Source organism: Deinococcus apachensis DSM 19763, from assembly GCF_000381345.1.
GTDB classification, from domain to species: domain Bacteria; phylum Deinococcota; class Deinococci; order Deinococcales; family Deinococcaceae; genus Deinococcus; species Deinococcus apachensis.
Map to the genome: position 1 here is coordinate 269,215 of NZ_KB906398.1, position 25,693 is coordinate 294,907.

General features: G+C 69.9%; 23 protein-coding genes. 12 read left to right on the forward strand and 11 right to left on the reverse strand.

Annotation, left to right across the window (positions count from 1 at the left end; all coding sequences use genetic code 11):
* Positions 1 to 91 precede the first annotated feature (91 nt).
* The 5 genes from metG to F784_RS0101470 all read left to right on the forward strand — a co-directional run bounded on the left by metG (position 92) and on the right by F784_RS0101470 (position 6,363).
* On the forward strand, positions 92 to 2,119 hold the full coding sequence (metG, locus tag F784_RS0101450; protein ID WP_019584909.1) for a methionine--tRNA ligase: 2,028 nt from the start codon (positions 92 to 94) through the stop codon (positions 2,117 to 2,119).
* 372 nt (positions 2,120 to 2,491) lie between these two features.
* Complete coding sequence (gene rapZ, locus F784_RS0101455; protein ID WP_019584910.1) at positions 2,492 to 3,334, forward strand: RNase adapter RapZ; 843 nt, start codon at positions 2,492 to 2,494, stop codon at positions 3,332 to 3,334.
* On the forward strand, positions 3,331 to 4,665 hold the full coding sequence (locus F784_RS0101460) for a gluconeogenesis factor YvcK family protein (protein WP_019584911.1): 1,335 nt from the start codon (positions 3,331 to 3,333) through the stop codon (positions 4,663 to 4,665). Before rapZ ends, F784_RS0101460 begins: the two co-directional genes overlap by 4 nt.
* Positions 4,666 to 4,741: 76 nt before the next feature.
* Complete coding sequence (locus tag F784_RS0101465) at positions 4,742 to 5,485, forward strand: glucodextranase DOMON-like domain-containing protein (RefSeq protein WP_245557734.1); 744 nt, start codon at positions 4,742 to 4,744, stop codon at positions 5,483 to 5,485.
* Complete coding sequence (locus F784_RS0101470; protein WP_040382293.1) at positions 5,482 to 6,363, forward strand: DMT family transporter; 882 nt, start codon at positions 5,482 to 5,484, stop codon at positions 6,361 to 6,363. Before F784_RS0101465 ends, F784_RS0101470 begins: the two co-directional genes overlap by 4 nt.
* Before the next feature lie 51 nt (positions 6,364 to 6,414).
* On the opposite strand, the gene F784_RS27465 is transcribed toward F784_RS0101470, so the two are convergent.
* The 5 genes from F784_RS27465 to F784_RS0101495 form a co-directional block, all read right to left on the reverse strand.
* The gene (locus F784_RS27465) at positions 6,415 to 6,537 is read right to left on the reverse strand and encodes a hypothetical protein (protein ID WP_019584914.1); all 123 of its coding nucleotides are present in this window, start codon (positions 6,535 to 6,537) and stop codon (positions 6,415 to 6,417) included.
* 180 nt (positions 6,538 to 6,717) lie between these two features.
* Positions 6,718 to 7,977 (reverse strand): DUF4127 family protein, encoded by a 1,260-nt coding sequence (locus F784_RS0101480; protein WP_019584915.1) that lies wholly within the window; start codon positions 7,975 to 7,977, stop codon positions 6,718 to 6,720.
* Between the two features lie 392 nt (positions 7,978 to 8,369).
* Entirely contained in the window at positions 8,370 to 9,029 is a 660-nt protein-coding gene (locus F784_RS0101485; RefSeq protein ID WP_019584916.1) for a potassium channel family protein, read from the reverse strand.
* Positions 9,030 to 9,273: 244 nt separating this feature from the next.
* Complete coding sequence (locus F784_RS0101490) at positions 9,274 to 10,653, reverse strand: TrkH family potassium uptake protein (RefSeq protein ID WP_019584917.1); 1,380 nt, start codon at positions 10,651 to 10,653, stop codon at positions 9,274 to 9,276.
* 3 nt (positions 10,654 to 10,656) lie between these two features.
* Entirely contained in the window at positions 10,657 to 12,072 is a 1,416-nt protein-coding gene (locus tag F784_RS0101495; RefSeq protein WP_019584918.1) for a TrkH family potassium uptake protein, read from the reverse strand.
* A 61-nt stretch (positions 12,073 to 12,133) separates the two neighbouring features.
* On the opposite strand from F784_RS0101495, the gene F784_RS0101500 reads away from it, so the two are divergent.
* From F784_RS0101500 to F784_RS0101510, 3 genes are read left to right on the forward strand one after another with little or no spacing between them, the layout of a single operon-like run.
* Complete coding sequence (locus tag F784_RS0101500; RefSeq protein WP_019584919.1) at positions 12,134 to 13,195, forward strand: methyltransferase domain-containing protein; 1,062 nt, start codon at positions 12,134 to 12,136, stop codon at positions 13,193 to 13,195.
* Between the two features lie 8 nt (positions 13,196 to 13,203).
* Positions 13,204 to 14,484, forward strand: a complete 1,281-nt coding sequence (arsB, locus tag F784_RS0101505; RefSeq protein WP_019584920.1) for an arsenical efflux pump membrane protein ArsB — start codon at positions 13,204 to 13,206, stop codon at positions 14,482 to 14,484.
* Between the two features lie 25 nt (positions 14,485 to 14,509).
* Positions 14,510 to 14,857, forward strand: coding sequence for a VOC family protein (locus tag F784_RS0101510; protein WP_019584921.1), 348 nt, complete (start codon positions 14,510 to 14,512; stop codon positions 14,855 to 14,857).
* 12 nt (positions 14,858 to 14,869) lie between these two features.
* Here F784_RS0101510 and F784_RS0101515 read toward each other — a convergent pair whose 3' ends face one another.
* A complete protein-coding gene (locus tag F784_RS0101515) occupies positions 14,870 to 15,109 on the reverse strand; it encodes a VF530 family protein (protein WP_026332177.1) in 240 nt (79 codons plus the stop codon).
* A 38-nt stretch (positions 15,110 to 15,147) separates the two neighbouring features.
* Here F784_RS0101515 and allB point away from each other — a divergent pair, with 38 nt between their 5' ends.
* From allB to F784_RS0101530, 3 genes are all read left to right on the forward strand, one after another.
* Positions 15,148 to 16,521: an allantoinase AllB gene (allB, locus tag F784_RS0101520; RefSeq protein ID WP_019584923.1), complete on the forward strand. Its 1,374-nt coding sequence runs from the start codon at positions 15,148 to 15,150 to the stop codon at positions 16,519 to 16,521.
* A gap of 109 nt (positions 16,522 to 16,630) precedes the next feature.
* Positions 16,631 to 16,993 carry a hypothetical protein gene (locus F784_RS0101525; protein WP_019584924.1) on the forward strand — a complete coding sequence of 121 codons (363 nt, stop codon included), beginning with the start codon at positions 16,631 to 16,633 and terminating at the stop codon, positions 16,991 to 16,993.
* 10 nt (positions 16,994 to 17,003) lie between these two features.
* Positions 17,004 to 17,726, forward strand: coding sequence for a metallophosphoesterase family protein (locus F784_RS0101530; protein ID WP_019584925.1), 723 nt, complete (start codon positions 17,004 to 17,006; stop codon positions 17,724 to 17,726).
* A gap of 468 nt (positions 17,727 to 18,194) precedes the next feature.
* On the opposite strand, the gene F784_RS0101535 is transcribed toward F784_RS0101530, so the two are convergent.
* The 5 genes from F784_RS0101535 to F784_RS0101555 all read right to left on the reverse strand — a co-directional run bounded on the left by F784_RS0101535 (position 18,195) and on the right by F784_RS0101555 (position 23,870).
* Positions 18,195 to 19,355 carry an META domain-containing protein gene (locus F784_RS0101535; protein ID WP_019584926.1) on the reverse strand — a complete coding sequence of 387 codons (1,161 nt, stop codon included), beginning with the start codon at positions 19,353 to 19,355 and terminating at the stop codon, positions 18,195 to 18,197.
* Positions 19,356 to 19,412: 57 nt separating this feature from the next.
* Entirely contained in the window at positions 19,413 to 21,110 is a 1,698-nt protein-coding gene (locus tag F784_RS0101540; protein WP_019584927.1) for a VanW family protein, read from the reverse strand.
* Positions 21,111 to 21,184: 74 nt separating this feature from the next.
* Complete coding sequence (locus F784_RS0101545) at positions 21,185 to 22,261, reverse strand: phosphohydrolase (RefSeq protein WP_026332178.1); 1,077 nt, start codon at positions 22,259 to 22,261, stop codon at positions 21,185 to 21,187.
* Positions 22,262 to 22,280: 19 nt separating this feature from the next.
* The gene (locus tag F784_RS0101550) at positions 22,281 to 23,078 is read right to left on the reverse strand and encodes an enoyl-CoA hydratase/isomerase family protein (protein ID WP_019584929.1); all 798 of its coding nucleotides are present in this window, start codon (positions 23,076 to 23,078) and stop codon (positions 22,281 to 22,283) included.
* A gap of 63 nt (positions 23,079 to 23,141) precedes the next feature.
* Positions 23,142 to 23,870 carry a phosphorylase family protein gene (locus F784_RS0101555; protein ID WP_019584930.1) on the reverse strand — a complete coding sequence of 243 codons (729 nt, stop codon included), beginning with the start codon at positions 23,868 to 23,870 and terminating at the stop codon, positions 23,142 to 23,144.
* Positions 23,871 to 24,348: 478 nt separating this feature from the next.
* Between F784_RS0101555 and F784_RS0101560 the strand changes: the two genes are divergently transcribed.
* Positions 24,349 to 25,692, forward strand: coding sequence for an S-layer homology domain-containing protein (locus F784_RS0101560; protein WP_019584931.1), 1,344 nt, complete (start codon positions 24,349 to 24,351; stop codon positions 25,690 to 25,692).
* Position 25,693 lies beyond the last annotated feature (1 nt).

A 25,693-nucleotide genomic window follows, 5' to 3' on the forward strand; every position in this document is an offset into this window, starting at 1 on the left:
CCCGCGTTTTCGTTTCTTTTTTTCCGTATCTTTGAGCGGTTGCCCGGCCCCTTCTCTCATCAGGAGGTGATCGCCGGGCGGGGGGCCGAGCATGACGAGACAGCCTGAAACCGGGGACAGAACCTTTTTCATCACGACCGCGATTGACTACGCCAACGGTGCGCCGCATATCGGGCACGTCTACGAGAAGATCCTGACCGACGCCCTGGCCCGCTACCACCGCCTCGCCGGGTACGACGTGACCTTCGTGACGGGCACCGACGAGCACGGCGAGAAGATCGCCAAGGCCGCCGCCAAGGCCGGGCAGACGCCACAGACGTTCGTGGACGACCTGAGCCAGCGGGCTTTCAAAGGGCTGTGGGACCGCCTGGAGATCAGCTACGACGACTTCATCCGCACCACCGAGGGCCGCCACAAGCGCTACGTGCAGGACATCCTCCAGCGTGTGTACGATGCGGGCGACATCTACTTCGCGGAGTACGAGGGCCTGTACTCGGTCGGCGCCGAGCGGTATGTGACGGAAAAGGAACTCGTGGCGGGGCCGGACGGCGTGCGGCGCTACCCCGGCGACAAGGACCCGCCCGAGCTGCGGCGCGAGGCGAACTACTTCTTCAAAATGGAGAAGTACCAGGACTGGCTGCTGGAACACATCCAGTCCAACCCCGACTTCATCCAGCCCGCAGGTTATCGCAACGAGGTGCTGGAGATGCTGCGCGAGCCCATCGGGGACCTCTCCATCAGCCGCCCGAAGTCGCGGGTGCCGTGGGGCATCGAACTGCCGTGGGACCCCGACCACGTGACCTACGTCTGGTTCGACGCGCTGCTGAACTATGTCTCCGCGCCCGTCAGCCTGGGCATGGGCGAGGAGACCATCGGCAAGGCGTGGCACGTCATCGGCAAGGACATCCTCAAGCCGCACGCGGTCTTCTGGCCGACCATGCTGAGAGCGGCGGGGCTGCCCCTCTACCGCAAGCTGGTGGTCCACAGCCACATCCTCGCCGAGGACGGGCGCAAGATGGGCAAGTCGCTCGGCAACGCCATCGACCCGGAAAAGCTGGTCGCCGAGTACCCGGTGGACGCCATCCGCTACACGCTGCTGCGCGAGGCGACCCTCAGCGCGGACAGCCCTTACGGCGAGGGCATTCTGGTCTCGCGGCTGAATTCCGACCTCGCCAACGATCTGGGCAACCTCCTCTCGCGCACCGTCAGCATGATTCAGAAGTACCGGGACGGCATCATTCCGCAGGCACTGGAACTCACCGAGCGTGAGCACGAGATCGAGGCGGCCGCACTCGCCCTCCCCGGCGAGGTGCTGGGCCTGGCCCGCGACCTGAAGGTGAACATGGCGGTCGAGACGGCGATGAACTTCGTGCGCGACCTCAACCGCTACATCGCGGAGAGTGCGCCCTGGAACCTCGCCAAGTCGCCGGAGACGGCGCGGCGACTGGACACAGTGCTCTACACGGCGGCCGAAGGCTTGCGCGTCGCCAGCGTCGCCCTGGAGGCCATCATTCCCGGCAAGGCGCGCGAACTCCGCAAGCAGCTCGGCCTGGGGGGACAGTCGTACGCCCTGACGGGGAACTGGGGCCTCACGCCCGCCGGAACGCGGGTGGTGGGCGGCCCGATCCTCTTCCCCAAGCCGGAACTGCCGAAAGCCGAGGCGCCTCAGCCCGCGACGAGCGCCGCTGAGAGCAATGCCCGTCACACCCCCGCCCTCAAGAAAGAGAAGAAGCCCATGACCCAGACGCCGCAGGCCGCCCCCCAGCCCACCGACACCCCCGCCGAGACGCAGCCCGTCATCTCCATCGACGACTTCGCCCGGGTGGACCTGCGAATCGCGGAGGTCGTCGCCGCCGAGGCGGTCGAAAAGGCCGACAAGCTGCTCAAGCTCACCGTGCGGCTGGGCGACGAGACGCGCACGGTGGTCAGCGGCATCCGCAAGTGGTTCACGCCGGAGGACCTGGTGGGCCGCAAGGTCATCCTGGTCGCCAACCTCAAGCCTGCGAAATTGCGCGGCATCGAGTCGCAGGGCATGATCCTCGCCGCCGAGGATGAGGCGGGAAATCTCGACCTGGTGGGGACGGGGCTGGACCTGCCGAGCGGGACGAAGGTGCGGTAGGCGGGAAGGGTATATCCCCCGGGACCACCTCATGTCGCGCCGGGTTCCTCACTCCGAACGCGCGGGGTGATGCACATCATTCTCCCTCTCGCCTCATGGGAGGGGGCCGGGGTGAGGGGGCGTGTGACCAGCTCGAACGGCATCAAGACGCCCTGTCACCCATTCCAGCCCCGCCGCGGGGCATGCCTGTTCACCTCCTCTGCAAGCAGCTCTGCGAGTCCCAACCTCCCCCTTCAAGGGGAGGAGCTTTTTTGCTGTTCCAGACGTAATTCTTTGCCCTTTGTGCGCCTCGTTCGGCTCACAAAAAGCGGTTCCTTGGCACCGTCCCGAGCGTTATGCCTCCCCCGCCTCCCCCTTCGCTACACTGCCCCCATGCCGTTCGTGATCGTCTCGGGCCTGTCGGGAAGTGGAAAGAGCACCGCGCTCCGCACACTGGAGGACGCGGGCTTTTTCATCACCGACAACCTGCCGCCCGAGCTGTGGGGGGCAATGCACGACCTGGGGGCGGCGCGGGGGCTGACGCGGGTGGCGGTCAGCACGGACGCGCGCACGCGGGACTTTCTGGGCGCGCTGGAGGACAGCTACCAGCGGCTCTCACGCCGCCGCGAGGACCTGCACGTGCTGTTCCTGGAGGCGACCTCGGAGGTGCTGCTCCAGCGCTACAACCTGACGCGCCGGGTGCATCCCCTGGGCGAGACGTTGATGGTGGATTTTGCGCGCGAACGCGAGTTGCTTGCCCCCCTGCGCGCCATCGCGGACACGGTGATCGACACGACCCGGCTGACCGCCGCCGAACTGGCCGGGCGGGTCTTGCAGACCTTCCGGCTGGAACAGGACTTCAGCCTGCGGTTGCTGAGCTTCGGGTTCAAGCACACGCCGCCGCGCGACGCGGACCTGACGCTCGACGTGCGCTCGTTGCCCAACCCCCACTGGGTCCCCGAGTTGCGCCCCCGGACAGGTCTGGAGCCCGACGTGGCGAACTACGTGTTTCAGGACGAGGATTCCGAACAGTTCTACGGCGAGATCCGGGACTTCGTGCGGACGGCGGCGGAGCGGGCGCGGGCGTCGGGGCGCCGGGGGTATACCGTGGCGGTGGGGTGCACGGGCGGACAGCACCGCTCGGTAGCGGTCGCCGAGCGGCTGGCACGGGACCTGGTGGACCTGGATGCGGAGGTGGTGGGGCACCGCGACATGCACCTGGGAGAGAGCCCATGAACGAGTTGCCGCGGGGGAGGGTGGAGGCCGTGCGGGCGGGGGGCCGCCGGGCGCGGATGTGGATGACGCCCGGCATGGGGGTCAAGCGCTGGCTGGTGCTGTTCGTCCTCTGCACCCTGATCGGGGCGGTGGGCTTCCTGCACTTCACCTGGACGGGGCCGCTGCACTTCATCGCCACCCGCTGGATTCTGTGGCTCAATGCGCTGACCGAGCCCAACATCATGCCGCTGTACGGGGTCGGCATGGCCGTGATGGCGCTCGCGCTGGGGGGGGCTTTTCTCTCCATCGTGATGCTCAACCGCTCCATGCTGCGCTCGACGGGGACGGCGCCGGAGAATGCGCTCGACGTGATCTACTCCAAACGCACCCTCTCGCGGGGACCGCGCATCGTGGCGGTCGGGGGCGGCACCGGGTTGTCGAACCTGCTCAGCGGGCTCAAGGCCCACACGGGTAACATCACCGCGATCGTGACTGTGGCGGACGACGGTGGGTCCAGCGGACGGCTGCGGCAGTCGCTGGACATGATCGCGCCCGGCGACCTCACCGACTGCTACGCGGCACTCTCAGACAGCCCGGTTCTCGCCCGGCTGCTGCTCCACCGCTTCGGCCGTGGGGAGGGGCTGGAGGGGCACACCTTCGGGAACCTGCTTCTCGCCACGCTCAGCGAGGAACAGGGCGGGCTTCAGGGGGCGATGCGCGACATCCACGAGGTGCTGCGGGTGCGCGGGCAGGTGTTTCCGGCCACGACCCGCCCGGCCACCCTGGTCACCCGGCTCTCCGACGGGCGCGAAGTGCGCGGCGAGAGCGGGTTGGCGCGGCAGGTGGGCGAGGCGCGGGTGACCGATGTGCGGCTGGAACCCCCCGACCTCCCCGCCCTGCCCGCCGTGCTGGAGGCGATCCGGGGGGCGGAACTCATCGTGCTGGGGCCGGGGAGCCTCTTTACCTCGATCCTCCCGGCGCTGCTGGTGCCCGACATTGCCCGGGCGGTGCGCGAGTCGGGCACGCCCGTCGTGTACGTCGCCAGCCTGATGACCGAACCCGGCGAGACCACCAGCCTGAGCCTGGAGGACCACGTGAGCGCGATCACCGCGCACCTGGGGCGGGCGCCGAACTGGGTCCTGACCAACAGCACCCCCATTCCCCCCGACGTGCAGGCCCGCTACGCCGCCGAGGGGGCGCAGATCCTCGACCTGAAGGGCGCGAGCAGTGACTTGCGGGGCCGGGTGCGGACCGCTCCCCTCCTGCAAGCGGGGCCGACCGCCCGCCACGACCCGGCCGCGCTGGCGCAGGCCCTGCTGGCGATGATCGCCCAGATGCGGAGCGCGGCCTGAACGCCCCGAAACACCTGGTTCCTCCGCCCAGTCAGGAAGACTCCAACCCTTAGGCCGTTGCTCTATGCTGGCGCGCGTGCTGACGCTCCTGGCCGCCGCGCTCCTGACGCTTGCCGATCCTGCCGGGGACGCGCGGGGAGACGGCGGATATATCCTTCCCACCCGGCCCGCCGTGGGCGCAGACGCCCTGGACCTGCGCCGCTTTCAGGCGGGGCCGCAGGGGTCGGGGATGCGCTTCCGGGTGAGCCTGGGCCGGATCGAGAACCCCTGGAACGCCCCCTCGGGCTTCTCGGCGAACGTGACCGACGTCTTCGTGGGGGGACCTGTAGGTGGGCAGCGTACGCTGGATAACCTGCGACTGAGCGCGGCGGGCGGGGGCTGGACCTACCACCTGCGCGTGACGGGTTTCGGGAGCACGCTGGAGCGCGTGTCGGAGAACGGGGAGGGTCCCGCCTCCCTCACCGCACTCCCCGCGCCGACCGTGCGGGTGGAGGGGACCGACCTCGTGATCGACGCGGCCATTCCCCCCGGTGACTACGCCTACTGGGTCACGAGCAGCGTGTATTCCCCGCTCACGCCCGACGGCGTGCTGCGCCCGGGGGCCACGCCCGGCCCCACCGTGCTCCAGGCGGGCCGGGCGGACGCCCCCGTGCCGGTGGACGTGCTGCTGCCCTCGGGGGACCCGGCGCCCTTCACCGGGGGCACCCTCCCCGCCGTGGGGGAGACGCGCGACACCCGACCCCTCATCCTGGCGGCGGTCGGCGGCGTGGGGCTGCTGCTGGTGAGCCTGGCGACCCTGCAGCTGTGGCGGCGCACGTGAGGGTCCCCGCACCCCTCCTGATCCTGACCGCCGCCGTGCTGTGGGGCCTGCTGGGCATCCTGGGCAAGAACGCCCAGTCGGCGGGCGTATCGCCGCTGGAGGTCGCCTTCTGGCGGGCGGTGCTGGCGGGGGGGCTCTACGCCCTGCACGCCCTCGTCACCCGCGCAGCCTTTCCCCGGGGGCGGGACCTGCTGGTGACGGTGGGCTTCGGCGTTCTGGGCGTCAGCGTGTTCTACGGCTCGTACCAGCTCGCGGTCCGGGCGGGCGGGGCCAGCCTCGCCAGCGTGCTGCTGTACACCGCCCCGGCCTTCGTGGCGTTGTTCGGCTGGGCCGTGCTGCGCGAGCGGCTGGGGGCGCGGGAAATTGCCGCTGTTGCCGGAACACTGGCGGGCATCGGCCTGATCAGCCTGGGCGGTGGGCAGGGCGTGAACGTGACAGGCGCGGCGCTGGGCTGGGGCCTGACCGCCGGGTTCACGTACAGCCTGTACTACCTGTACGGCAAGGCATTCTTCACCCGCTACTCGCCCACGGCACTGCTGGCGATCGCCCTGCCGGTGGGGGCGCTGGGGCTGCTGCCCTTCGTGGAGTTCGGCCCTAAGACGACGGGCGCGTGGGGCAGCCTGGCCGTCATCGCCGTCTTCAGCACCTACCTCGCCTACCTCGCCTACAGCGCGGGCCTGAGGCACCTGCCCGCCACCCGCGCGAGCGTGATCGCCAGCCTGGAGCCGATCGTCGCGGCGGGTCTAGCCGCCCTGCTGTTCGGCGAGCGCCTCTCCCCCACCGCGCTGCTCGGCGCGGGACTGGTGATCGGGGCGGCGCTGCTGCTCAGCGTGGAGAAACGCCCGGGGACGCCCATCTCACATCCGGTTCAGGAGTAGGGGGACGGCAACAGGACCGAAGGTGAAGAGCGGGCAGCCGATCAGGAGCAATCAGCTCCAGAAACGGCGCGGCACAAGGTAGGTCAGGCCCAAGAACAGCAAACCGCCGACAAGCAGAGCGAGGACTGTCCAGCCCTCTGGAGACAGGGCAAAGAACTGGGCGAGTTCGATCACACCTCAGTGTCTCCCGTCGCCTGCCGGGGGTCCACAGCATTGGGCGAATGAACCCCACCTGTTGAGTGACGCGAAGCGTTCCCGGGCACGAGGGAAAGCCCCTTCGCCGTGCTCAGGGGGCACATCTTCATTTGTCCAGCGCTTCAGGTAGAAGGCCTGGTGGTGCGGCTGGAACCCGTCTCACTTCCCCTTCAGGTCGAAGTCCCACTCGAAGGAGCGGCCCCACGGGAGCGTCGCGTCGTCCAGCGTGTAGGTCAGGCCGACGCGCAGGGGGAAGTAATCGCGGGCGAGTTCGAGCAGCTTGGCCTGCCCGGCGGACGTGTTCAGCTCCGCCTCGGGGATAGCCTTGCGGAGGGCCGCGCGCACCTCGCCGCTGTAGATCACGTCGTTGGCGTACTCGCGGGCCAGCAGGGCGTCCTGCCGGATGGGGTCGGCCCCCTCCAGCGTCAGCCGGGCATGGGCGAGCGCCGTGCCCAGGTTGTTGCCCGGCGTGCCCCAGGCCGCCAGCGAGCGGAGATTGGCGTGCTGGCGCAACGTGGCGAGGTCGGTCCACAACCGGGAGTTGCCCAGGTTCACCTGCGCCACGTCAGCCACCGCGACCGGGCCGCGCCGCAGAAGGGCGCTGACCCGCACCGCCGCCTGCCGCGCGTCTCCGCCGTTGTACACGAACAGCGTCAGGTCGGCGGCACCCGAGTCCACCACCCGGAAGCCGCTGGCCCGCGCGTGATTGACGGCGCTCCCGGTGAGGGGAATGCCCTCGTACCGGATGACTCCCTGCGCCTTCACCGGGTCGCTGTACTCCACCCGCACCGTCTTCTCGGCGGGAGCAAGCGCCCGGGCGGCCAGCATCGCCAGCACCTCGTCGGCGCCGGGGTAGACGCGCACGTTGGCGGGGGCATCCTTTGCCAACTCGGCTCCCTCGGCCGGGGCGGGGCTGCCGGGCAGGGCGTCGTCCCAGGTCACGTGCAACTCCCTGAACACGCCGTCCCGCGCCCAGCCGATCATCCCGCGCACCACCGCCAGGTTGCGTTCCCGGTTCGTCGCGTCCGGCTCGCGCGGCAGGGTGATGAAGGCATAGACGGGCTGCTCCGTCCGGGCCTGCCAGTCACGCACGGGCTGGAGGCGACTCAAGGCTTCCTCCACGCTCAGCGGGCTCGTCCGCGACTGCACCAGCCCGCCGTAGGCAAAGGCGTCGAGCGCCACGACGAGCGGCCCGTCGGTTGGCTGGGCGTTCAACCAGGCTGCCAGCGCCGCCGGGTCCGCCCCGCGCTGGGCATTTCCCAGGAGGCCAGCGCCGGGCACCTGCACCGCCTTCCCGCCGACGCCCGCGATCAGGGCGGGCAGCACCCGGGTCGCCGGGCGCGAATCCAGGGGCACGAGGGTTTGCGCGCCCGCGCAGGCGGCGAGCAGCAGGGCGGGGAGGAGGGCAGCGCGGCGCATCACTCCGGCAGGGTAGAGGCGGGACGTGAGGGCCGGGCGAGCAAGGGGGCAACGGAGGGGGTTTCCGGGCCAGGAAAGCTGCTGGAGGGTCAGCCGCTCTGGGACGTTGTTATGCTCCTCTCTTCTGAGGAGAGAAGTCGGGACTGATGCAGCCTGGCCGAAGACGCTCGATACGGAATAGGAAGTGGGGTGGGAGAAGTTTCTGCCTTCCACACGAGGACGAGCGGCGCTCGTCACCCCCCTCCGCCAGCGGCTCTGCGAGTCCCAGCCTCCCCCGCAGGGGGGAGGAGCAAGAAGAGCAGGGCTGAGACGGAATTCTCCCTCTTGCACCTCCAACGTATATGGGCGGTCAGTGGGTGGCCTCCCCAGCGCCCCAACCCTCCACTGCCCCCTCACTCCCCCAGATACCGCCGGAGCTCGTCCAGGCTGTGCCCCGTCCCGATCACCACCAGCTTGTCGTGCGGGCGCACCTCATCCTCGGCGCGGGGGGTGACCTCCACCTTCCCGGCCCGGCTGACGGCGATCACCTGCACCCCGAAGCGCCCCGTCAGGTTCAGGTCGCGCAGGGTGCCCCGCAGCCGCTCGTTCGCCTCGATCTCGACGATGGCGTAGTCTCCGCCCAGGTCGAGCGTGTCCACGATGTTCGGCGTGGCGATCTGCCGCGCGAGCCGCACGCCCATGTCGTGCTCGGGCCGGATCACCAGGTCGGCGCCGATTCGCTCCAGCACGCGCCGCGCCATCTCGTCGATGGCCTTGGTGACCACGTACGGCGCGCCCAGGCTCTTGGCGTTCATGGTGGCGAGGATGTTCGCCTGCACGTCCGTGCCGATGGCGACGACGACCACGTCGAAGTCGGCGGCGCCGATACTCCGCAGTGCCCGCTCGTCGCTGGCGTCCGCGACGGCGGCGTGGGTGACGAGGTTCATTACCCGCTCGACATTCTCCTCGTTCTGGTCGATGGCGACGACCTCATGGCCCATCTCGTACAGGGTGGTGGCGACGGCGGTGCCGAAGCGGCCCAGGCCGATCACCAGGCATTGCTTGGTCTTCATTCAGGCGGTCCTCATTCCGAAGGGCAGGGTAGCGCGGGGGAGAGTGGTCAGCGGTCCGCCCTCAACGGCAGGCTGAAAACTGACGACAGATACGAATTCTGTTGAACAGTTCCAACCGCTGTTCAACCCGGGTGGGGGCGGGCAGGAAAAGGATGGTGGCCGGGAAAGGAGGGGTCAAATGGGCGCTTTCCCGATTCGGTAACGGCCTGGGACGCAACCGTACGACTCCCGAACGCTCCCCCCATCACCCCACCAGAATGTTCCGCTCCGGCGGGTACTTCACGCTCCGGCTCTGCTGGCTTCGCAGACTGAAGGCGACCGCAAAGGTGACGGGGCCGATGCGCCCCAGGTACATCAGCACGGTCAGGATGACCAGGCCGGGATCGTTGACCAGGGGAGTAATGTTCAGGCTGAGGCCGACGGTGGCCGCCGCACTGACCGTCTCGAACAGCAGGTGCGTGAAGCCGAGTTTGGGGTTGGTGGCGAGCAGCGCGAAGAAGGATGAGGCCACGAGCAGGGCGTACAGGGTAGTAACGGTCCCGGCCCGCACCACGTTCTCCGGCTCCACCCGCCGCCCGAAGGCGATCAGCTCACCCCGACCGCGCACCATGTTCCACGCGCTGCCAACCAGGATGGCGAAGGTGCTGGTCTTGATGCCGCCGCCCGTCGAGCCGCTGTTGGCGCCGATGAACATCAGGGCGATCAGCAGGAAGAGGCTGGCACTCGTCATCCCGTTGATGTCCACCGTGGCGAGGCCCGCCGAGCGCGGCGTGACGCCCTGGAAGAAGGCGGCGAGCAGTTTGCCGGGTGCGCGCAGCGTCCCCAGCGTCGCGGGATTGTCCCATTCCAGTGCCAGGATCAGCGCCGCGCCGATCAGGAGCAGCAGCCCGGTGGTCAGCAGCGTGAGCTTGCTGTAGACGGTCAGGCGATGGCGGCGGGGGCCGAGGAAGTGCAGCAGCACGTTCAGTTGCACCAGGAAACCCAGGCCGCCCAGGATGATCAGTCCGCACAGCGTCAGGCTGACCAGCGGGTCCTGCGCGTACTGCCCCATCCCGCCGGGCACCACGCTGAACCCCGCGTTGTTGTACGCGCTGATGGAATGAAAGACGGCCTGATACAGGCCCTCCCCCAGCCCGAACTGTGGCACGAAGCGCAGGGCGAGCAACGCCGCCCCGGCGCCCTCGGCGACGAGGGTGTACAGGAAGATGATGCGGATCAGCGGCAGCACGCCGCCCACGTCGAGCGCGCTCACCTGCTGCGCCAGATGCTGCCGCTCGGTGAAGTTGACCCGCCGCCCGCTCAGGAAGGCGAACAGCGTCCCAAAGGTCAGGATGCCCAGCCCGCCCACCTGTGCCAGCAAGATGATCAGCACCTGCCCGAAGCGGGTGAAGGCCTCCCCGGTATCCGCCACGACCAGGCCAGTGATGCAGATGGCGCTGGTGGCGGTAAACAGACGGTCGATGCTCCCCAGCCCCGCGCCGGGCACGGTCACGCCGGGCAGGTGCAGCAGCGCCGTTGCCAGCCCGATGCCCAGCAGGTACACCAGCGCGATCAGTTGCGGCGGCTGGAGCCGGGCCGCCAGGCCGCGCCGTGGCCGGGCGAGTGGGGGAGGCGTGGGCGGCATGGTTTACCCTATCAGGATGTCCTTTTCGGCGGGGTAGCGCACCGGGTCACCCTGCCCGCGGGAATTAAAGGCCACGGCGAAGGTGAGCGGCCCGATGCGCCCCAGGTACATCAGCAGGATCAGCACGAGCTGCTGGTCGGTGTTCAGCAGGGGCGTGGCGTTCATGCTGAGGCCCACCGTGGCAAAGGCGCTCACCGCCTCGAAGAAGAGCTGCGCGAAGGAGATGTCGTTGCGGCTGTTCGTCACCAGCAGCAGGATAAACATGGTGTTCACCAGGCCGATGCTCAGCAGGCCCACCACCATCGCCCGCAGCACCGTCTCCTGATCTATCCGCCGGGCGAACAGCGTCGTGTCGCGGTGGCCCCGCACCATGCTCCAGGCCGAGGCCATCATCACGTAGAAGGTGCTCGTCTTGATCCCGCCGCCCGTCGAGCCGGGATTCGCCCCGATGAACATCAGGATGATGGTGATGAAGATGGTGCCCAGGCGCATCGCGCCGTAGTCCTGGGTGTTGAAGCCCGCCGTGCGCGGGACCACCCCTTGGAAGAAGCTCGCCAGCAGCTTGTCCCCGAAAGGAAGCGGCGCCAGTGTCCTCGGGTTGCTCCACTCCAGCCCCAGGTACATGAGCGTCCCGATCACCAGGAGCGCGACCATCATGGTGAGCACCAGCTTGGAGTGAACGAGCATCCGGCTGCGGCGGGGATTCAGCAGGTGCGCGACCACGTTGAGCTGCACCAGAAAGCCCATGCCGCCCAGGATGATCAGGAAGGCGATCACCAGGCTGACCAGAGGGTCTCCCACGAAGCGCACGAGGTTGTCGCTGTACAGCGCAAACCCCGCGTTGTTGAAGGCGCTGACCGAGTGGAAGACCGCGTAGAAGAGCCCCCTCCCCCACCCCTCCAGCGGCACGAAGCGGAAGGCGAGGAGAACCGCACCCACGAATTCGATGACAAAGGTGTACAGGAAGATGTTGCGGATCAGGGGGACCACGTCGCCCGCGCTGAAGGCGCTCACCTGCTGGGCCAGCCGGATGCGCTCGCTGTAGTTCACCCGCCGCCGGGTGACGAGCGCGAAGACCGTGCCGAAGGTGATGATCCCCAGCCCCCCCACCTGGACGAGCAGCATGATGATGACCTGGCCCAGCCGGTTGAAGTCGCGGCTGGGGTCGATCACGTTCAACCCGGTCACGCACAGGGCGCTCGTCGCTGTAAACAGCGCTTGCAGGAAATTCACGGAGCGGCCCTCGCCGTGGGCGACGGGCAGCCACAGCAGCCCCGCGCCCAGCAGGATGCCCAGGGCGAACGTCAGGGCGATCAGTTGCGGCGGGCTGACCCGCGACAGCAGGGGTTTACGCACGCGCGGGGCTTCGGAGCCGAGCGGGCGCGGGCCGGACACCGGGGGAAGGGGGGGGCGGGTCATAGGAAACGCGCGATTCTATCACCGCCCCCCATTCGGCGGCCCGCCGCTATACTGCCCTGCTATGCCCCGCCCCAGAACCGCGCCCTCCACCCCCAGAAAGTCCCAGGGCGACCACCGCGCCCGCCAGCCCGCCCATGAGTACGTGCTGGAGGCGCTGCCCGGTCTGGAGGCAGTTGCCGAGGGGGAACTGCGGATGGTGCCGCTGGCGCGCGACCTCCGGGGCCTGCGCTTCTGGTATCCCGGCGAGCCCGGGCGCCTGACCCGGCTGCGGGGAGCAGTCGCCGTCTACCGGGTGAGGGCCTGGGACGTGCCCCGCCCGCGCGGCCTGCTGGGGCATCAGCAGCTCGGCGAGCTGACGGCATTCCTGGAAGAGGTGGTGCGCTTCGGGGGCCACCGCTCCTTCCGGCTGGCGGCGGCGGGCCGCGAGTCGAGCGTGATGACGCGGATCGCGGAGGAACTCCAGACCGCCCTGAACCTTCCCCATGACCCCGAGGAGGGCGAACTCCTGGTCCGGCTGCGCCCGCAGGAGGACGGCCCCGGCTGGGAGGTCCTCGCGCGCCTCACGCCCCGGCCCCTCTCGGCGCGCCCGTGGCGGGTGTGCAACATGGGCGGCGGCCTGAACGCCACCATCGCCTATGCCCTGCACAAGCTCGCCGGTCAGCGCGACGAGGACCGCATCTTCAACCCGATGAGCGGCAGCGGCACCCTCCTCGTCGAGCGGGCGCTGCTGGGTCCCTACGACGCGATGGTGGGGGTGGACACAAGCCCTCAGGCCGTCGAGTGCGCCCGGGCCAACCTGCGGGCGGCGGGGCGCGAGGTGGAGGTCGCCCAGGTGGACGCCCTGGAGACCGGCCTGCCCCCCCGCTCCTTTGACCTGATCGTCTCCGACCTGCCGTGGGGGGACGCGGTGGGTACTCACGGGGGCAACGCGGCCTTGTACCCCGCCTTCCTGACGGAGATGCACCGATTGTGCAGCCGTCAGGGCCGCCTGGTCGTCCTGACACACGAGATCAAACTGTTCGAGCGCCTCCTGCGCGAGCAGGACCGCTGGCACGCCCGCGAACTGTTCCAGGTGTACAGCGGCGGCCACCATCCCAGGGCGTACCTGCTGGGCAAGCGGTAGGAGCGTCCTTGCTCGCCGTCCTGCTCGTCCTGCTCACCGTGGCGCTGGTGATCTGGCGACCCCTGGGGCTGGGTCCGGCGCGGGCGGCGACCCTGGGCGCGGCCCTCACGCTGCTGACGGGCGCCGTCCACCCCTCCGAGTTACCCGCGCTGTGGGGGGCGACCTGGAACGCGACGCTGACGCTGGTCGGCCTGATCACCCTCAGCCTGCTGCTCGACGCGGCGGGCTTTTTCCGCTGGGCCGCGCTGCATGTCGCCCGCTGGGGGGGCGGGAGCGGGCGGCGGCTCCTCATCCTGCTGGTGGTCTTCAGCGCCGGGGTGACCGCCGTCTTCGCCAACGACGGCGGCGTGCTGATCCTCACGCCCATCGTGCTGGAACTCGCGGGGCTGCTCTCGCTCCCCCGGCCGGCGACGCTCGCCTTCGCGCTGGCGGTGGGCTTCGTGGTGGACGCGGCCAGCCTGCCCCTGACGATCAGCAACCTCACGAACATCATTGCCGCGGACGCCTTCCGGCTGGGCTTCGGCGAGTACGCGCGGGTGATGGTGCCGGTGGACCTGGCGGTGGTGCTCACGTGCCTGGCCGTGCTGCTCGCCGTCTATGGGCGCACGTTGCCCCGGCGTTACGATCCGGCGGCCCTGCCGGACCCGGCGAGTGCCGTGCTCTCCTGGGGCGTGTTCCGGGCGGGTTGGGCGGTGACCCCGCTGCTGCTGGTGGGAGCATTTCTCGCCGAGGAGTTGCGCGTGCCCCTGTCGGCGGTGGTGGGATTGGCGGCGGGCGCAGTGTGGCTTGTCGCGGCGCGGAGCGGGAACGTCCGCAGCCGCGCGGTGCTGCGCTCGGCGCCCTGGAACGTGGTGCTGTTCAGCCTCGCCATGTACACCGTCGTCTCCGGCCTGCGGGACGCGGGGATCACGGGGACCTATGGGGCTTGGCTGGCGGCGCGGGCGGAGGGGGGAACGCTCCCCGGCGTGCTGGCGTCGGGGCTGAGCGTGGCGGGCCTGAGCGCGGGCCTGAACAACCTCCCCGCCCTGCTGACCGCCCTCCTGGGCCTGCGCGAGAGCGGCGTGACGGGCGCCGCGCGGGACGCCCTGCTGTTCGGTGCAGTCGTGGGCGCGGACATCGGCCCGAAGCTCACACCCATCGGCAGCCTCGCCACGCTGCTGTGGTTGCATGTGCTGCGCGGGCGCGGCCTGCACGTGACCTGGGGCGAGTACCTTCGCGCCGGGCTGGTCCTCACGCCACCCGTGCTGCTGGCGGGCCTGCTGGCCCTGTGGCTCGTGCTGGGCCGTTAGGGTGACGGCTCCGGCACAGTGGGCCATGCGTGTCCTCCGCACGGTGCCCAACGTCCCGAGCCGCGACCTTTCCCAGAGCCGCCGCTTCTACGGCGAGACGCTCGGCTACTGCGTCGTGATGGACCTCGGCTGGATCGTGACGTTCGCCTCGCCCACTGATCCGGCCGCCCAGGTCAGCGTGATCTCCCGCGAGCCCTCCGGCCTCCACCCGAATGTCAGCGTGGAGGTGGACGACGTGGACGCCGCCCACGCCGAGATGCGGCGGCAGGGCGTCGAGGTGGTCTATCCCCTGCGGGACGAGCCCTGGGGCGTTCGGCGCTTCTTCGTGCGCGACCCGGGCGGCACGGTGGTCAACGTGGTGATGCACCGCTGACTGGGGCCGTCTTCACGTCTCCCGCTCGTCCCGCACGAGGGTCACGTACAGCGCCTCCACCTTAGCCCGCGCCCAGGGTGTTTTCCGCAGGAACTTGAGGCTGGAAGGCACACTGGGCTCATGCTGAAAGCAGCGGATGGGTATGCGCCGCGCCAGGCCCTCCCAGCCGTAGCGGTCAGCCAGCCGCACCACGATCTGTTCCAGGGTGACGCCGTGCAGGGGGTCGGGATGTCGGGAGGCGGGGTCAGGCACGGGGCCATGATGCCGCATTCCCGCCCTTATCCTCAGGCATGGGGCCGGAACTGGACTTGATCGTGCGCGGGGGAACGCTTGTCACGGCGCGGGGAGTGGGGCGGGCGGACATAGGTGTGGCCGGGGGACAGGTCGTGGAGGTCGCGCCCGAGATCACCCAGGGCGCCCGGGGGGAGCTGGACGCCCGGGGCCTGCACGTCTTTCCCGGCGTAATCGACGCCCACGTGCATTTCAACGAGCCCGGCCGCACCGACTGGGAGGGCCTGGCGACGGGCAGCCGGGCGCTCGCGGCGGGTGGGGGCACCCTCTTCGTCGACATGCCCCTGAACAGCACGCCGCCCACGGTGACCCGCGCGGCGTTCGAGGAGAAACGCGCGCTGGCCGAAGCAAAGTCGGTGACCGATTTCGCGCTGTGGGGCGGGCTGGTGCCGGGGATGGTGGACCACCTCCCCGACCTGGCCCAGGCCGGGGCCGTGGGCTTCAAGGCCTTTATGAGCCACTCGGGCATCGCCGACTTCAGCTCGGTGGACGACGGGACCCTGGAGGCGGGCCTGCGCGCGGCGGCAGCCCTCGACCTGCCCGTGGCCGTCCACGCCGAGTCGGACGAGCTGACGGCCCGGCTCGCGGCGGCATTGCGCTCCGCCGGGCGAACCGACATCCGCGCCTATCTGGACAGCCGCCCGGTCGCGGCGGAGGTCGAGGCCATCACCCGGGCCTGCGCCCTCGCGCATGGGGCGGGCGCCCGGCTCCACATCGTTCACGTCAGCAGCGGGGCGGGCGTGGCCGAGGCGGTGGCCTGGCGGGCGCGGGGCACCCGGGTCACCGTGGAGACCTGCCCTCACTACCTCACCTTCACCGAGGAGGATGTGGAGCGCGTCGGGGCCACACTGAAATGCGCGCCGCCGCTACGTGCCGGGGCAGACCTGGGGGCGCTGTGGACCGCGCTGCGGGAGGGCCGGGTGGACACCGTCGGCTCCGACCACTCGCCCAGCCCGGCGGACCTCAAGGACCGGGCGGACTTCTTCGAGGTCTGGGGCGGCATCGCGGGTGTGCAGAGTACTCTGGCCGCGCTGCTCACGGGGGCCGAGGTGCATGACCTCCCCCTCCCGCGTGTGGCGGAGGTGCTGGGGACCGCCCCCGCCCGCGTACTGCACCTCCCCGGGAAGGGCGACCTCGCGCCCGGGTTCGACGCGGACCTGACGCTGGTGGACCCGGGCCGCTCTCCCCTCCTCACGCGGGAAAACCTGTATGACCGCCACAAACTTAGCCCCTACGCGGGTCGAGTCTGGCGGGGCGAGATTCGCCGCACCCTGGTCCGCGGCCGCACGGTGTGGGACGGGCAGGGCTTCGCCGAACCCGGCCTCGGGCGACTGGCGCGGCCCGGGCCCGCTCTCCCGAAAACCACCGTCTGACGGAGGATGGCCCAACCGCCACCCGCGCGGCAATGCGACCCGGCAAGTCTGGGGCGAACTTCACGGGGAAAGAGACGGCCCTCCCCACCACCTGTGCGAACATGCCGGGGTGAATCCGCTCCTCCTTCGCTCGCTGGTCGTGACGGGCCTGCTGATCGCCGCCCTGAACGTGGTCTTCGCCGGGGTGGAATACGGCTTCGGGCGATTGCCCCTGTGGTTCTGGCTGACGCAGCTCCTCCTGATCCCCGCCATGCTGGTGCCCGCCCGCATGTTCCCGGAGGCGGCGGCCACCCGGGCCTACCCCCGCCGCGCCGGGCTCTACGCGCTGGGCTGGCTGGCCCCCTATGCCGTCTACAAGTTCACGGGCGACGCGCTGCGGCCAGATTTCAACGCGAACGCCTCCCTCTTCGCGGTGGTGCTGACCTGCCTGCTGTTCGGCCTGATCTTCGCCGCCCTGCGCCGCCCCCGGTGAGGAGGACAGGATGAGACTCGCCATCTTCGGGGACGTTCACGGCAACCGCTTCGCGCTGGAGGCCGTGTTGGAGGACATCCGCCAGACTGCACCGGACGGGGTGCTCAATTTGGGAGACAGCGTCTGGGGTGCCGCCGACCCGGAGGGGGCCTGGGCGCTCCAGGCCGAGCGAGCCCCGGTGACCGTTCGCGGCAATACCGACGAGCGGGTGGCGGGGATGCGGCCGGGCAAGGAGAGGATGCGGTCGTGGCTGCTCGCCCAGCTCCCGGCGGGCGTGCCCGGAGCGCTCGCCGCGCTGCCCATTTTCGTGGACACGGCGGACGGGGAGGTGCGTGTGACCCACGGCAGCCCCCGCAGCCCCTGGGAGGACCTGCTGCTCACCGGGGAGGGAGAACACACCCGGCCCGCGCACTTTGGGGAACTACGGGAGAGGCTAGGCGACTTCACCTATGAGGCCGGTGGCCGCATGTGCGTCGTCGGGCACACCCACCACGAGATGCTGGCCGTGGTGAACGGGGTAACGGTCGTGAACGCCGGGCCAGTCAGCCGCCAGAAGGACGGCCTGCCGCTTGCCCGCTGGGTGCTCCTGACCCGCCGGAACGGGAACTGGGCCGCCGAGTTCCGCCGCACCGCGTACGACGTAGAGGCTGCGGCGTCCTGGGCACGGGCAAACGCCCCAGGCAACATGGGCGAGGACGAGGCGCAGTGGCTTCTGGAAGGACGGGCACCCTGAGCGGCCATGAGGCCCGCTGCGCGTTCTCTTCGTCGGCACCCAGAACAGACGGCGGAGATTATCTTTCAGGAATAGCCGGAGTGGTAGGTCGCGTTCAGGGGTGCGGCGCATGCTGAGGGCAGGCGTTGCCTGCCACCCCCCACCCAGCCTCCCCCACAAGGGGGGAGGAGCGAAAAGCGCCAAAGCTCCTGCTTTTGAAAACCGTCTCTTGTGAATGGCCGATCCCTGCACGTGACTTGCTCTCGCACGGCCTTCACCCCGCCTTGCTCGCGCAGCGAGACGGTGGCCCGCGACTTGGCACACAGCAAGATCAAACCTTACGGGCGGAGGAAGGCGACCACGGGCCCGACGGGCGAGCCCCTAGCCGAGCGCAGCAGAAAACTCCCCCCTGCCCCCGGTGGGGGCAGGGGGGGTGGGGCAAACCGTATCAAGATGCTTGGCCCCCTCCGTCTTGACCCCGACACCGCTCTATGGCTTGCCCGTGGCAGAGACCCGGTTAAACTCCAGCCTCGTCCCACCCGCCGCAAGGGTCAGGCCCTCGGGCGTCACAGTCAGGGTGGGCCGGTTCCTCAGCACACCCGGAAAGTTCACCTCGCCCGCCGAGTTGGGACAGGCCATCCGCGTACTGACGAGGGGACCGGTCAGGACCAGGTGCCCATCCTCCAGGCGGTACCCCCCGCCAAAGCTGTTGCACCCGTCATTCCCACCGATACGGCCGCCCTCCAACGTCAGCGTGATCGGACGGGAAGTGCGCGGAGCAGGTTGGCCGTCCACTGCGGCGAGCGCATAGCTGCCGTCGGCGCCTGAGGTCTGGGACCGGGCCACCCCCACCCCACCTTCGATCAGTCCCGCGCCGCCCTGCACTCCACCCCGCCGGAACACCAGCGTCTGCCTATCGGCGCTCGTCAGGGTCAGCGTCACGGCCTGCCGGGAGGCGGTGAGCGGCCTCCCCAGGAATGCGAGGAACGCCGTCTCCTGTGCATTTACCTCGGGCGAGCAGGCCATCCGGGTGGAAGCGAGCGGGCCGAGAGTCAGCGCTTTTCCCTCCAGCTGGAAGGAACCAGTCAGGCGATTACACCCCCCCGTACCGCTCACCCGGTCCCCCGCGAAGGTCAGGCTGGGCACCCCGCCCGGAACCACCCGCAGGGCCGTGCCGCCGATCAGGGTCCAGGTGCCGTCCAGGTTCACGCTCGCCTCCGGCTGTTGGGGAGAAGAGGTCTGTTCCGCCGTGAACACCAGCCGGTCACGGCTCCCGGCGAAGAGGGTGAGAGCGCCGCCGCCGAGCTGGAAGCGGGTCACCCGGCCCATCAGGTTGAGGAAGCGCTCCTCTAACCCGTCCAGACGGTCGGGGCAGGCGCGGCGTGTGGTAGCGAGCGGCCCGAAGCGCAACACCCCGCCCCGCGCGACGTAACTTGCCCGGTACGTGTTGCAGCCCGTACTTCCCGAGGCCGTGTTGCCGTCCAGGCGCAGGGCGGGACGTGGCGCGGCCGAACCGGGCGCGACGGGGTTTCCCGCCTCCGTCAGCTTAGTCAATGTCCAGGTTGTCCCCATGAGGGTGGGGGACTGGGCCGCCGCCCCCCCGGCGAGGGCGAGGGCGGTCAGCACGGCCAGGGGAGGAAGGCTCCGCATACGCCTCCGTTGTACGGGCCGGGCCTGACGGGGAGCTGAGCGGGGCTGACGGCCTTCTCAGCCGCGCGGACCGACCTCATACACGGCGCGCCAGGGCTTGTAGGTCGTGCTGACCTTGTCGGTGCGGACGCCGCCGGCATCCTTGATCGTGCGGGTGATGTAGAGGTCGTAGCCGTCCTGCGCCCAGTCCACCTGCCGCACCGCCCCGGCACGGAGGCCCGGGTTCACCACATACTCGGCGGGCGGGTGCGGCGTGCGCGAGAGGATCACGGCGGGGCTGACGGTGACGCGGCGAGCGGGCTTGACGCCCCAGACCTCAACCTTGAGGGTGCTGCGGGCGTCGTTGTTGACCGTCTTGATCAGGATGGGCGCCCCGGTGTCGTTCTTCATCTTCAGGTCCAGGCCGGGGTCGTACACCGCGGCCTCGAAGCCGACCTGCGGCTCGTAGTAGCCCACCCGGTAGGAGTGCTGGTTGCGCTCGACGACCGGGAGCCCCGCCTGGTACAGCGCCCGGAAGGTGGTCGTGGATACCTGGCACACGCCGCCGCCAAGTCCGTCCACTGTGCGCCCGCCGCTGATGATCAGGCCGCCGACAAAGCCGTTGTCCGGGGTGATCCCGCCCAGCGCCCCCAGGAAGCTGAAGGTCTCGCCCGCGGGCACGACCATGCCGCTGATCTTGGCGGCGGCGTTCGCCACGTTCGTGCGCCGCTCGGGGCTGCTGTGGTAATAGGTGCTCGTGCCGGTGGTGATAAGTTCCAGTTTGTTGGGGTCGGGGAGCGCTGCCACCGTCAGGGCGGGCTGGCTAACCTTGGCCGGAAAGACGACCGTATCGGCGGCGGGATTGAACACCGCCTTGCGGAACGCGGCGAAGGCCGCCGCCCGGTCGGTCACGCGCCCGGCCTGTTCCTTCACCCGCACGAACTTGCCCCCCTGAACGGCGTAGCGGGCATTGCGCGCGGGCCGGTCCACGGCGGCGGTCAGCTTCTGGAACGCGGTCTGGAGGGTCTTGTCGTCGGGCACGATCCCCTCCGGACGTACCCAGTACAGGTTGGCGACCTGGAGGGGCGTGAGGGTCCCGGTGCGCCCGGTGCCCGCGAGCTTCACCGTCAGGGGCCGCATCAGCCGGTTGCCCTGCTCGACCTGGGGCCGGAGGGATTCAGCGGTGCGGGCGGGTCGCCACTCAGTCACGGGTACGGTCAGGGTGGTCAGGGCCGGATTCGCGGCGAATGCATTGGCGGCGGCGGCAGCGTTGGGGCGGCGGCCGGGGGAGTCCGGGCGGACGGTGTACGCCTTGAGGGTCTTGTCGAAGACGACGGCCGCATCCCGGGGCTCGGCCTGCACGTCCCGGGTCAGGGTCTTCAGGGCGGTGAGCGTCGTGCCCACATTCACCCGCTCAACCAGGGGAAGGTCCCGCTCCTCGGCCCAGCCAAGCAGACCCTCGGCGCGCTGGAGCAGAGTACGCTCGGCAGTCGCGCGCACGGCCGCGTTCACGCTCGCCTCCGGGTCGGCGTGCCAGCCCAGCGTGTCGGCGGGGGCGGTCCACGACTGCCCGCCCGCCACGACCGTCACCGGGCGGGGGGCCGGGGCGTGACCCGTGACGGCGGCCAGGGCCTCCCCCCGAGTCAGGCCGCCCACGTTCACCCCCGCCACCCGCAGACCGGGGGCGAGGCGCCCGTTGTCCTGGGCGGCGACCCCCACCGCAAGAGCGCCGCCCAGAAGCACGGCGGCCGACAGACCAATTCCCCAGACCTTCATCCCCCCGAGTCTAGAGAACGCGGGGGGACGGTGGGTGAAGGCAGGGCACAGTTGAGCCAGGGGACTACGGGGACCTACCGCCGCTCGGCACCCAGGCCCAGGTTCTCCACGACGGCCTCGGCGAGTTGCTTCTGGGTGTCCTGCACCTCCACGGCGACGCGCTCGCCGCTCTCCAGGTCCATCACGAAGTGGTCGCCGTCCAGCCGCACCCGCGAGAGGATCTGCTCGTCGCCCTCCGGGCGGGTGGTCGCGCGCAGCTCCACGTAGCGGCTCATGGGCGTGCGGATCACCTTGGGGGCCAGCACCTCCTCGACCTGGAAGATGCCGCCGGAGTTGTTCATGGTCACGTTGATGAGGACGGGCCGGTCGCGCCCGCGCTCGATCACCACTTGGTCCACCGCGAGCGCGCTGATGGAGTGAATGTCGACGCTGCCCAGCGCGAAGGCCTTGCGCCCCCGCCCCTTGGTGATGTCCGTGCCGTCCGCGACCGCCGTGATGCCGCCCTCCAGCGTGAGCGGCGGGGGGTTGAGGTCGTGGGAGTCGATGGCCCCCAGGATGAAGGCCCGGACCTTGGTGCGCTTGAAGGGGTCGGGGTAGATCGGCCCCATGATCCGGTCGAGGATGGGCAGCGCCAGCGTGACCCCGTGCCCCTCATGCCCCACCCGGTGAATCTGGTTGCCGATGTCGTGCAGCATGGTGCCCAGGATCACGGCCAGGAATACGTCGTCGGCGTCGCCCACGCCGCTCTCCATGATGTCGGGGCGCACCCCGGCCTCCAGCAGCAGCTCGGTGATCGCCATGCTCGCCGCGCCCGTGATGAAGGCGTGGACGCGGCCGTGGTCGTTGTACCCGAGCTTCCGCATGGTCACGTAGTTCGCCATGTCCCAATGCGCCAGCGCCTCGGGGTCCCCGCGCAGCGCCTCGTACGCGGCCCGCGCCCGGGGGTAGTCGGCGAGATCCATGTGGATGGCCCGGTGCGCCTCCTCGATCAGCTTGGCGCGCGGCGTGGTGAACTCCACCACCCGGCGGGAGGCGGGGGCCACGCCAGGCACGTCCACCGGCTCCGCCTCGGGACGGCGGCCCTCCACGTCCTGCACGTTGCCGTCGGCGACACTCAGGGTGAACTTGGGTTCCTCGGCCATGCCCGTCATCTCCTCCCCGCGCCCCTGCTCACTCACCCTGGAACTCCGGGCGGCGCTTGGCAAGGAAGGCCGCGGTCCCCTCGCGGAAATCCTTCGTCGCCACCGTCAGGCCGAAGAGGTCCGCCTCGACCTCCAGCCCGGCCTCCAGCGTGGTGTCCAGGCCGCGTCGCACCGCCTCCTTCACCAGCGAGAGGGCGATGGGCGCGTTCCTCATCATCTGCTCGGCCACCTCGCGCGCCTTGGCGAGGGGGTCGTCGGCGACGTAATTGACCAGACCCATGCCGAGCGCCTCCTCGGCGGGCACCTGGCGGGCGGTGAGCATCAGGTCGAGCGCCCGGCCCGCCCCGATCAGCCGCGCGAGACGCTGGGTGCCCCCGAAGCCGGGAATCAGGCCCAGCGTGACCTCCGGCAGCCCGAGTTTGGTGCGCGGCGAGGCCACCCGCACGTCGCAGGCGAGCGCGAGTTCCAGGCCACCGCCGAGCGCGAAGCCGTTCACGGCGGCGATCACCGGAATCGGCAGGGTGGAGACAGTGTGCATCACGTCCTGCCCGGCGAGCGCGAGTTCGCGCCCGGCGTACACGTCCCCGAGCTGCGCCAGCTCGCTGATATCCGCCCCCGCGACAAAGGCCCGGTCCCCACCCCCGGTGATGATGAGCGCCCCGACCTCGGGGTTCTCGATCACGGCCTCCAGGGCCTGGGAAATCTCGCTCAGGGTGTCCGCGTTCAGGGCGTTCAGCGCCCCCGGGCGGTTGACGGTGAGCACCGCCAGGGGACCGTGCTGGTCGAGTTGCAGGTTGCGGAATTCGATCTCGTCGAGCATCGTCATGGGTTCAATCCTGACACGCGGCGGCGGGAGGAAGAGGGAGGCGGAACGCAGTAGCGGGGGGGTTCAGGCTCCTCCCCGTTCCCCGGCGAGCGTCACGATGGCGTCGAGCGCCACCCGGACCATCCGGTCCACGCCCCCCGCCAGCACATCGTCGGGAACGAGCTGGGGGTCGCCGATGTCGTTGCTACAGGTCGTCAGGCAGCCCGCCCGGATGCCATGCTGCACCGCGACCAGGAAGATTGCGCTCGCCTCCATCTCGAAGCCCAGCACCCCGCGCGAGGCCCACAGCCGGGCATGTTCGGGCGTGCTGGCGTAGAAGGCGTCCTCGGTCATGACCAGGCCGACGTGGTGAGCCACACCTGCGGCACGGGCGGCCTGAACCGCGGCCTCGACCACCTCGAAGCTCGCGGCGGGGGCGTAGGGGGCCCCGCCCAGCAGTTGCCGGGTCGTGCCGTCCCCCGGAACGGCGGCGGTGGCAATCACGAGGTCGGCGGGATGCACGTCCGGCGTGGCGCCCCCCAGCGTGCCGACGCGAATCAGGGTCCTGGCCCCCAGCCGGGCGAGTTCCTCCGTCACGATGGCGGCACTCGGGCAGCCCATCCCGGTCGTCTGCACGCTGACCCGTACCCCCCGGTACGTGCCCGTGAAGCCCAGCAACTGCCGGTGCTCGGTGTAGAGCGTGGCGCCCTCCAGGTACGTCCCGGCGATGTGCCGGGCCCGGTTGGGATCGCCGGGCAGCAGGACGTACTCGGCGACGTCTCCCGGCTGCGCGCGGACGTGAATCTGACTCATGGGGGCGAGTATAGAGGGGCCGTTTTCGCCGCTGGACGGGCACTTCAGGAGTGGCCCCTCACCTGGGCCCGGCGGATGAAGAAATCTTAAATCCATCCGTCCGCTCGTCCAAAGCCATACCGACCGCTTTCCACAGGGTATTTTCGGTGCGGTTCTTCACATAGCCACCGCTCATCACGGTCGCGCTTCTGAGCCCCCATGAGGGATTCCTCATGAAGAGGAAGGCTGAACCGTTCAAGAGGGTTCTCACCTGGGGCGAAAAAACAGCTTTATGGAGGGAATTAGGCCCACTCATAATCCGGGTAACTTCTTTCATTTTCCTCCTATTTTCAAGCAGAGGTCGTCAGGTTGGGGGAAAATCGGTTGGTCCTGCGAACGTTCTCGTGTTACGTTTCACAGGCCACTCACTTGGGCTGCCTACGGTATGCCCATGCACCGGGGGCGGCCCGCCGTACCCGTGCGAGACAAAGGAGAACCTATGCACAAGTCCCTGATGATCGCCTCAACCCTGGCCCTGAGCCTCGGCGTCGCCAGCGCGCAGACGTCCACCGACACCACGACTCAGACCACCCAGACCCCGGCGACCACCGCTCCGGCGCAGACCACGCCCGCGACTACGGCCCCCGCGACGACGAGCGCGGCGACCACGACCCAGGTCCCGACCTTCAGCGACGTGCCCGCCGGGCACTGGGCCAAGGACGCCGTGGACCTGATCACGCAGCGCGGCCTGATTCAGGGCTTCCCCGACGGTACCTTCCGCGGCAACCAGAACCTGACCCGCTACGAGGCCGCCCTGATCTTCTACCGTCTCCTTCAGGCGGGCACCCTGAGCAGCGGCAGCCTCAGCCAGAGCGATCTGGCGACGATCACGCGCGGCATGCAGGAGGTCAGCACCGAGCTGGCCGCCATCAGCACCCGCGTGACTGACCTGGAGCGCCTGAGCGCCGAGCAGCAGGCCCGCATCACCGCGCTGGAGACCCGCATCGCCGCCCTGGGTACCGGGACTGGCACGGCGACGGCGGGCACTGACACGGCGGCCCTGACCGCCCGCATCGACGCGCTGGAAGCTGCCGTCCGGAACATCCCCGCGGGTCCGGCCGGTCCCGCCGCCGACACCAGCGCGCTGGAGGCCCGCATCGCGGCCCTGGAGCAGCGTGCGGCCACCGGGACCACGACGACCGGCACGACGACGACAGGCACCACGACCACCGATACCACCACGGGCACGACCACGACGACCGACACCACGGCGACCGGGACGACCACCACGACCCCCGACACCGGCACCACCGTCGTGATCGGCGACACCACGCCCGCGACCGACGGAGCCACGCGCGGCAACCTGTTCGCCGGGGTGAGCGTCAGCGCGAGCAGCGGCACCTGCTTCATCCCCAACGCGGGCGGCCGCCAGGTGAACTTCTGCACCAGCTTCGGCGGCATGGTGGGCAGCACCCAGATCATCGGGCCGTTCGGCGCCCGCGTCTCGGCCGACTACAAGCCCGCCTTCAACGCGCTCTCGGCCGATGTGGCCGCCACCTACAACCTCAACACCGGCAGCAACATCCAGCCCTACGTCGGGGTGGGCCTGGGTCTGACGAGCAGCACCAGCCGCGCCACCGGCAACACCAACACGACCGACACCTTCGTGAAGGGCGTGATCGGCGCCGACTTCCAGATCACCAACTCCCTCGCCGCGTTCGCCGAGGTGGACGGCAAGTACTACCTCAGCAACAAGGGCGCGGGCGCCCTCCAGAACAGCACCGACCCGGCGGCCCGCGGCTTCGTGCCCGCGATCAAGGCCGGTCTGAAGTTCTACTTCTAAA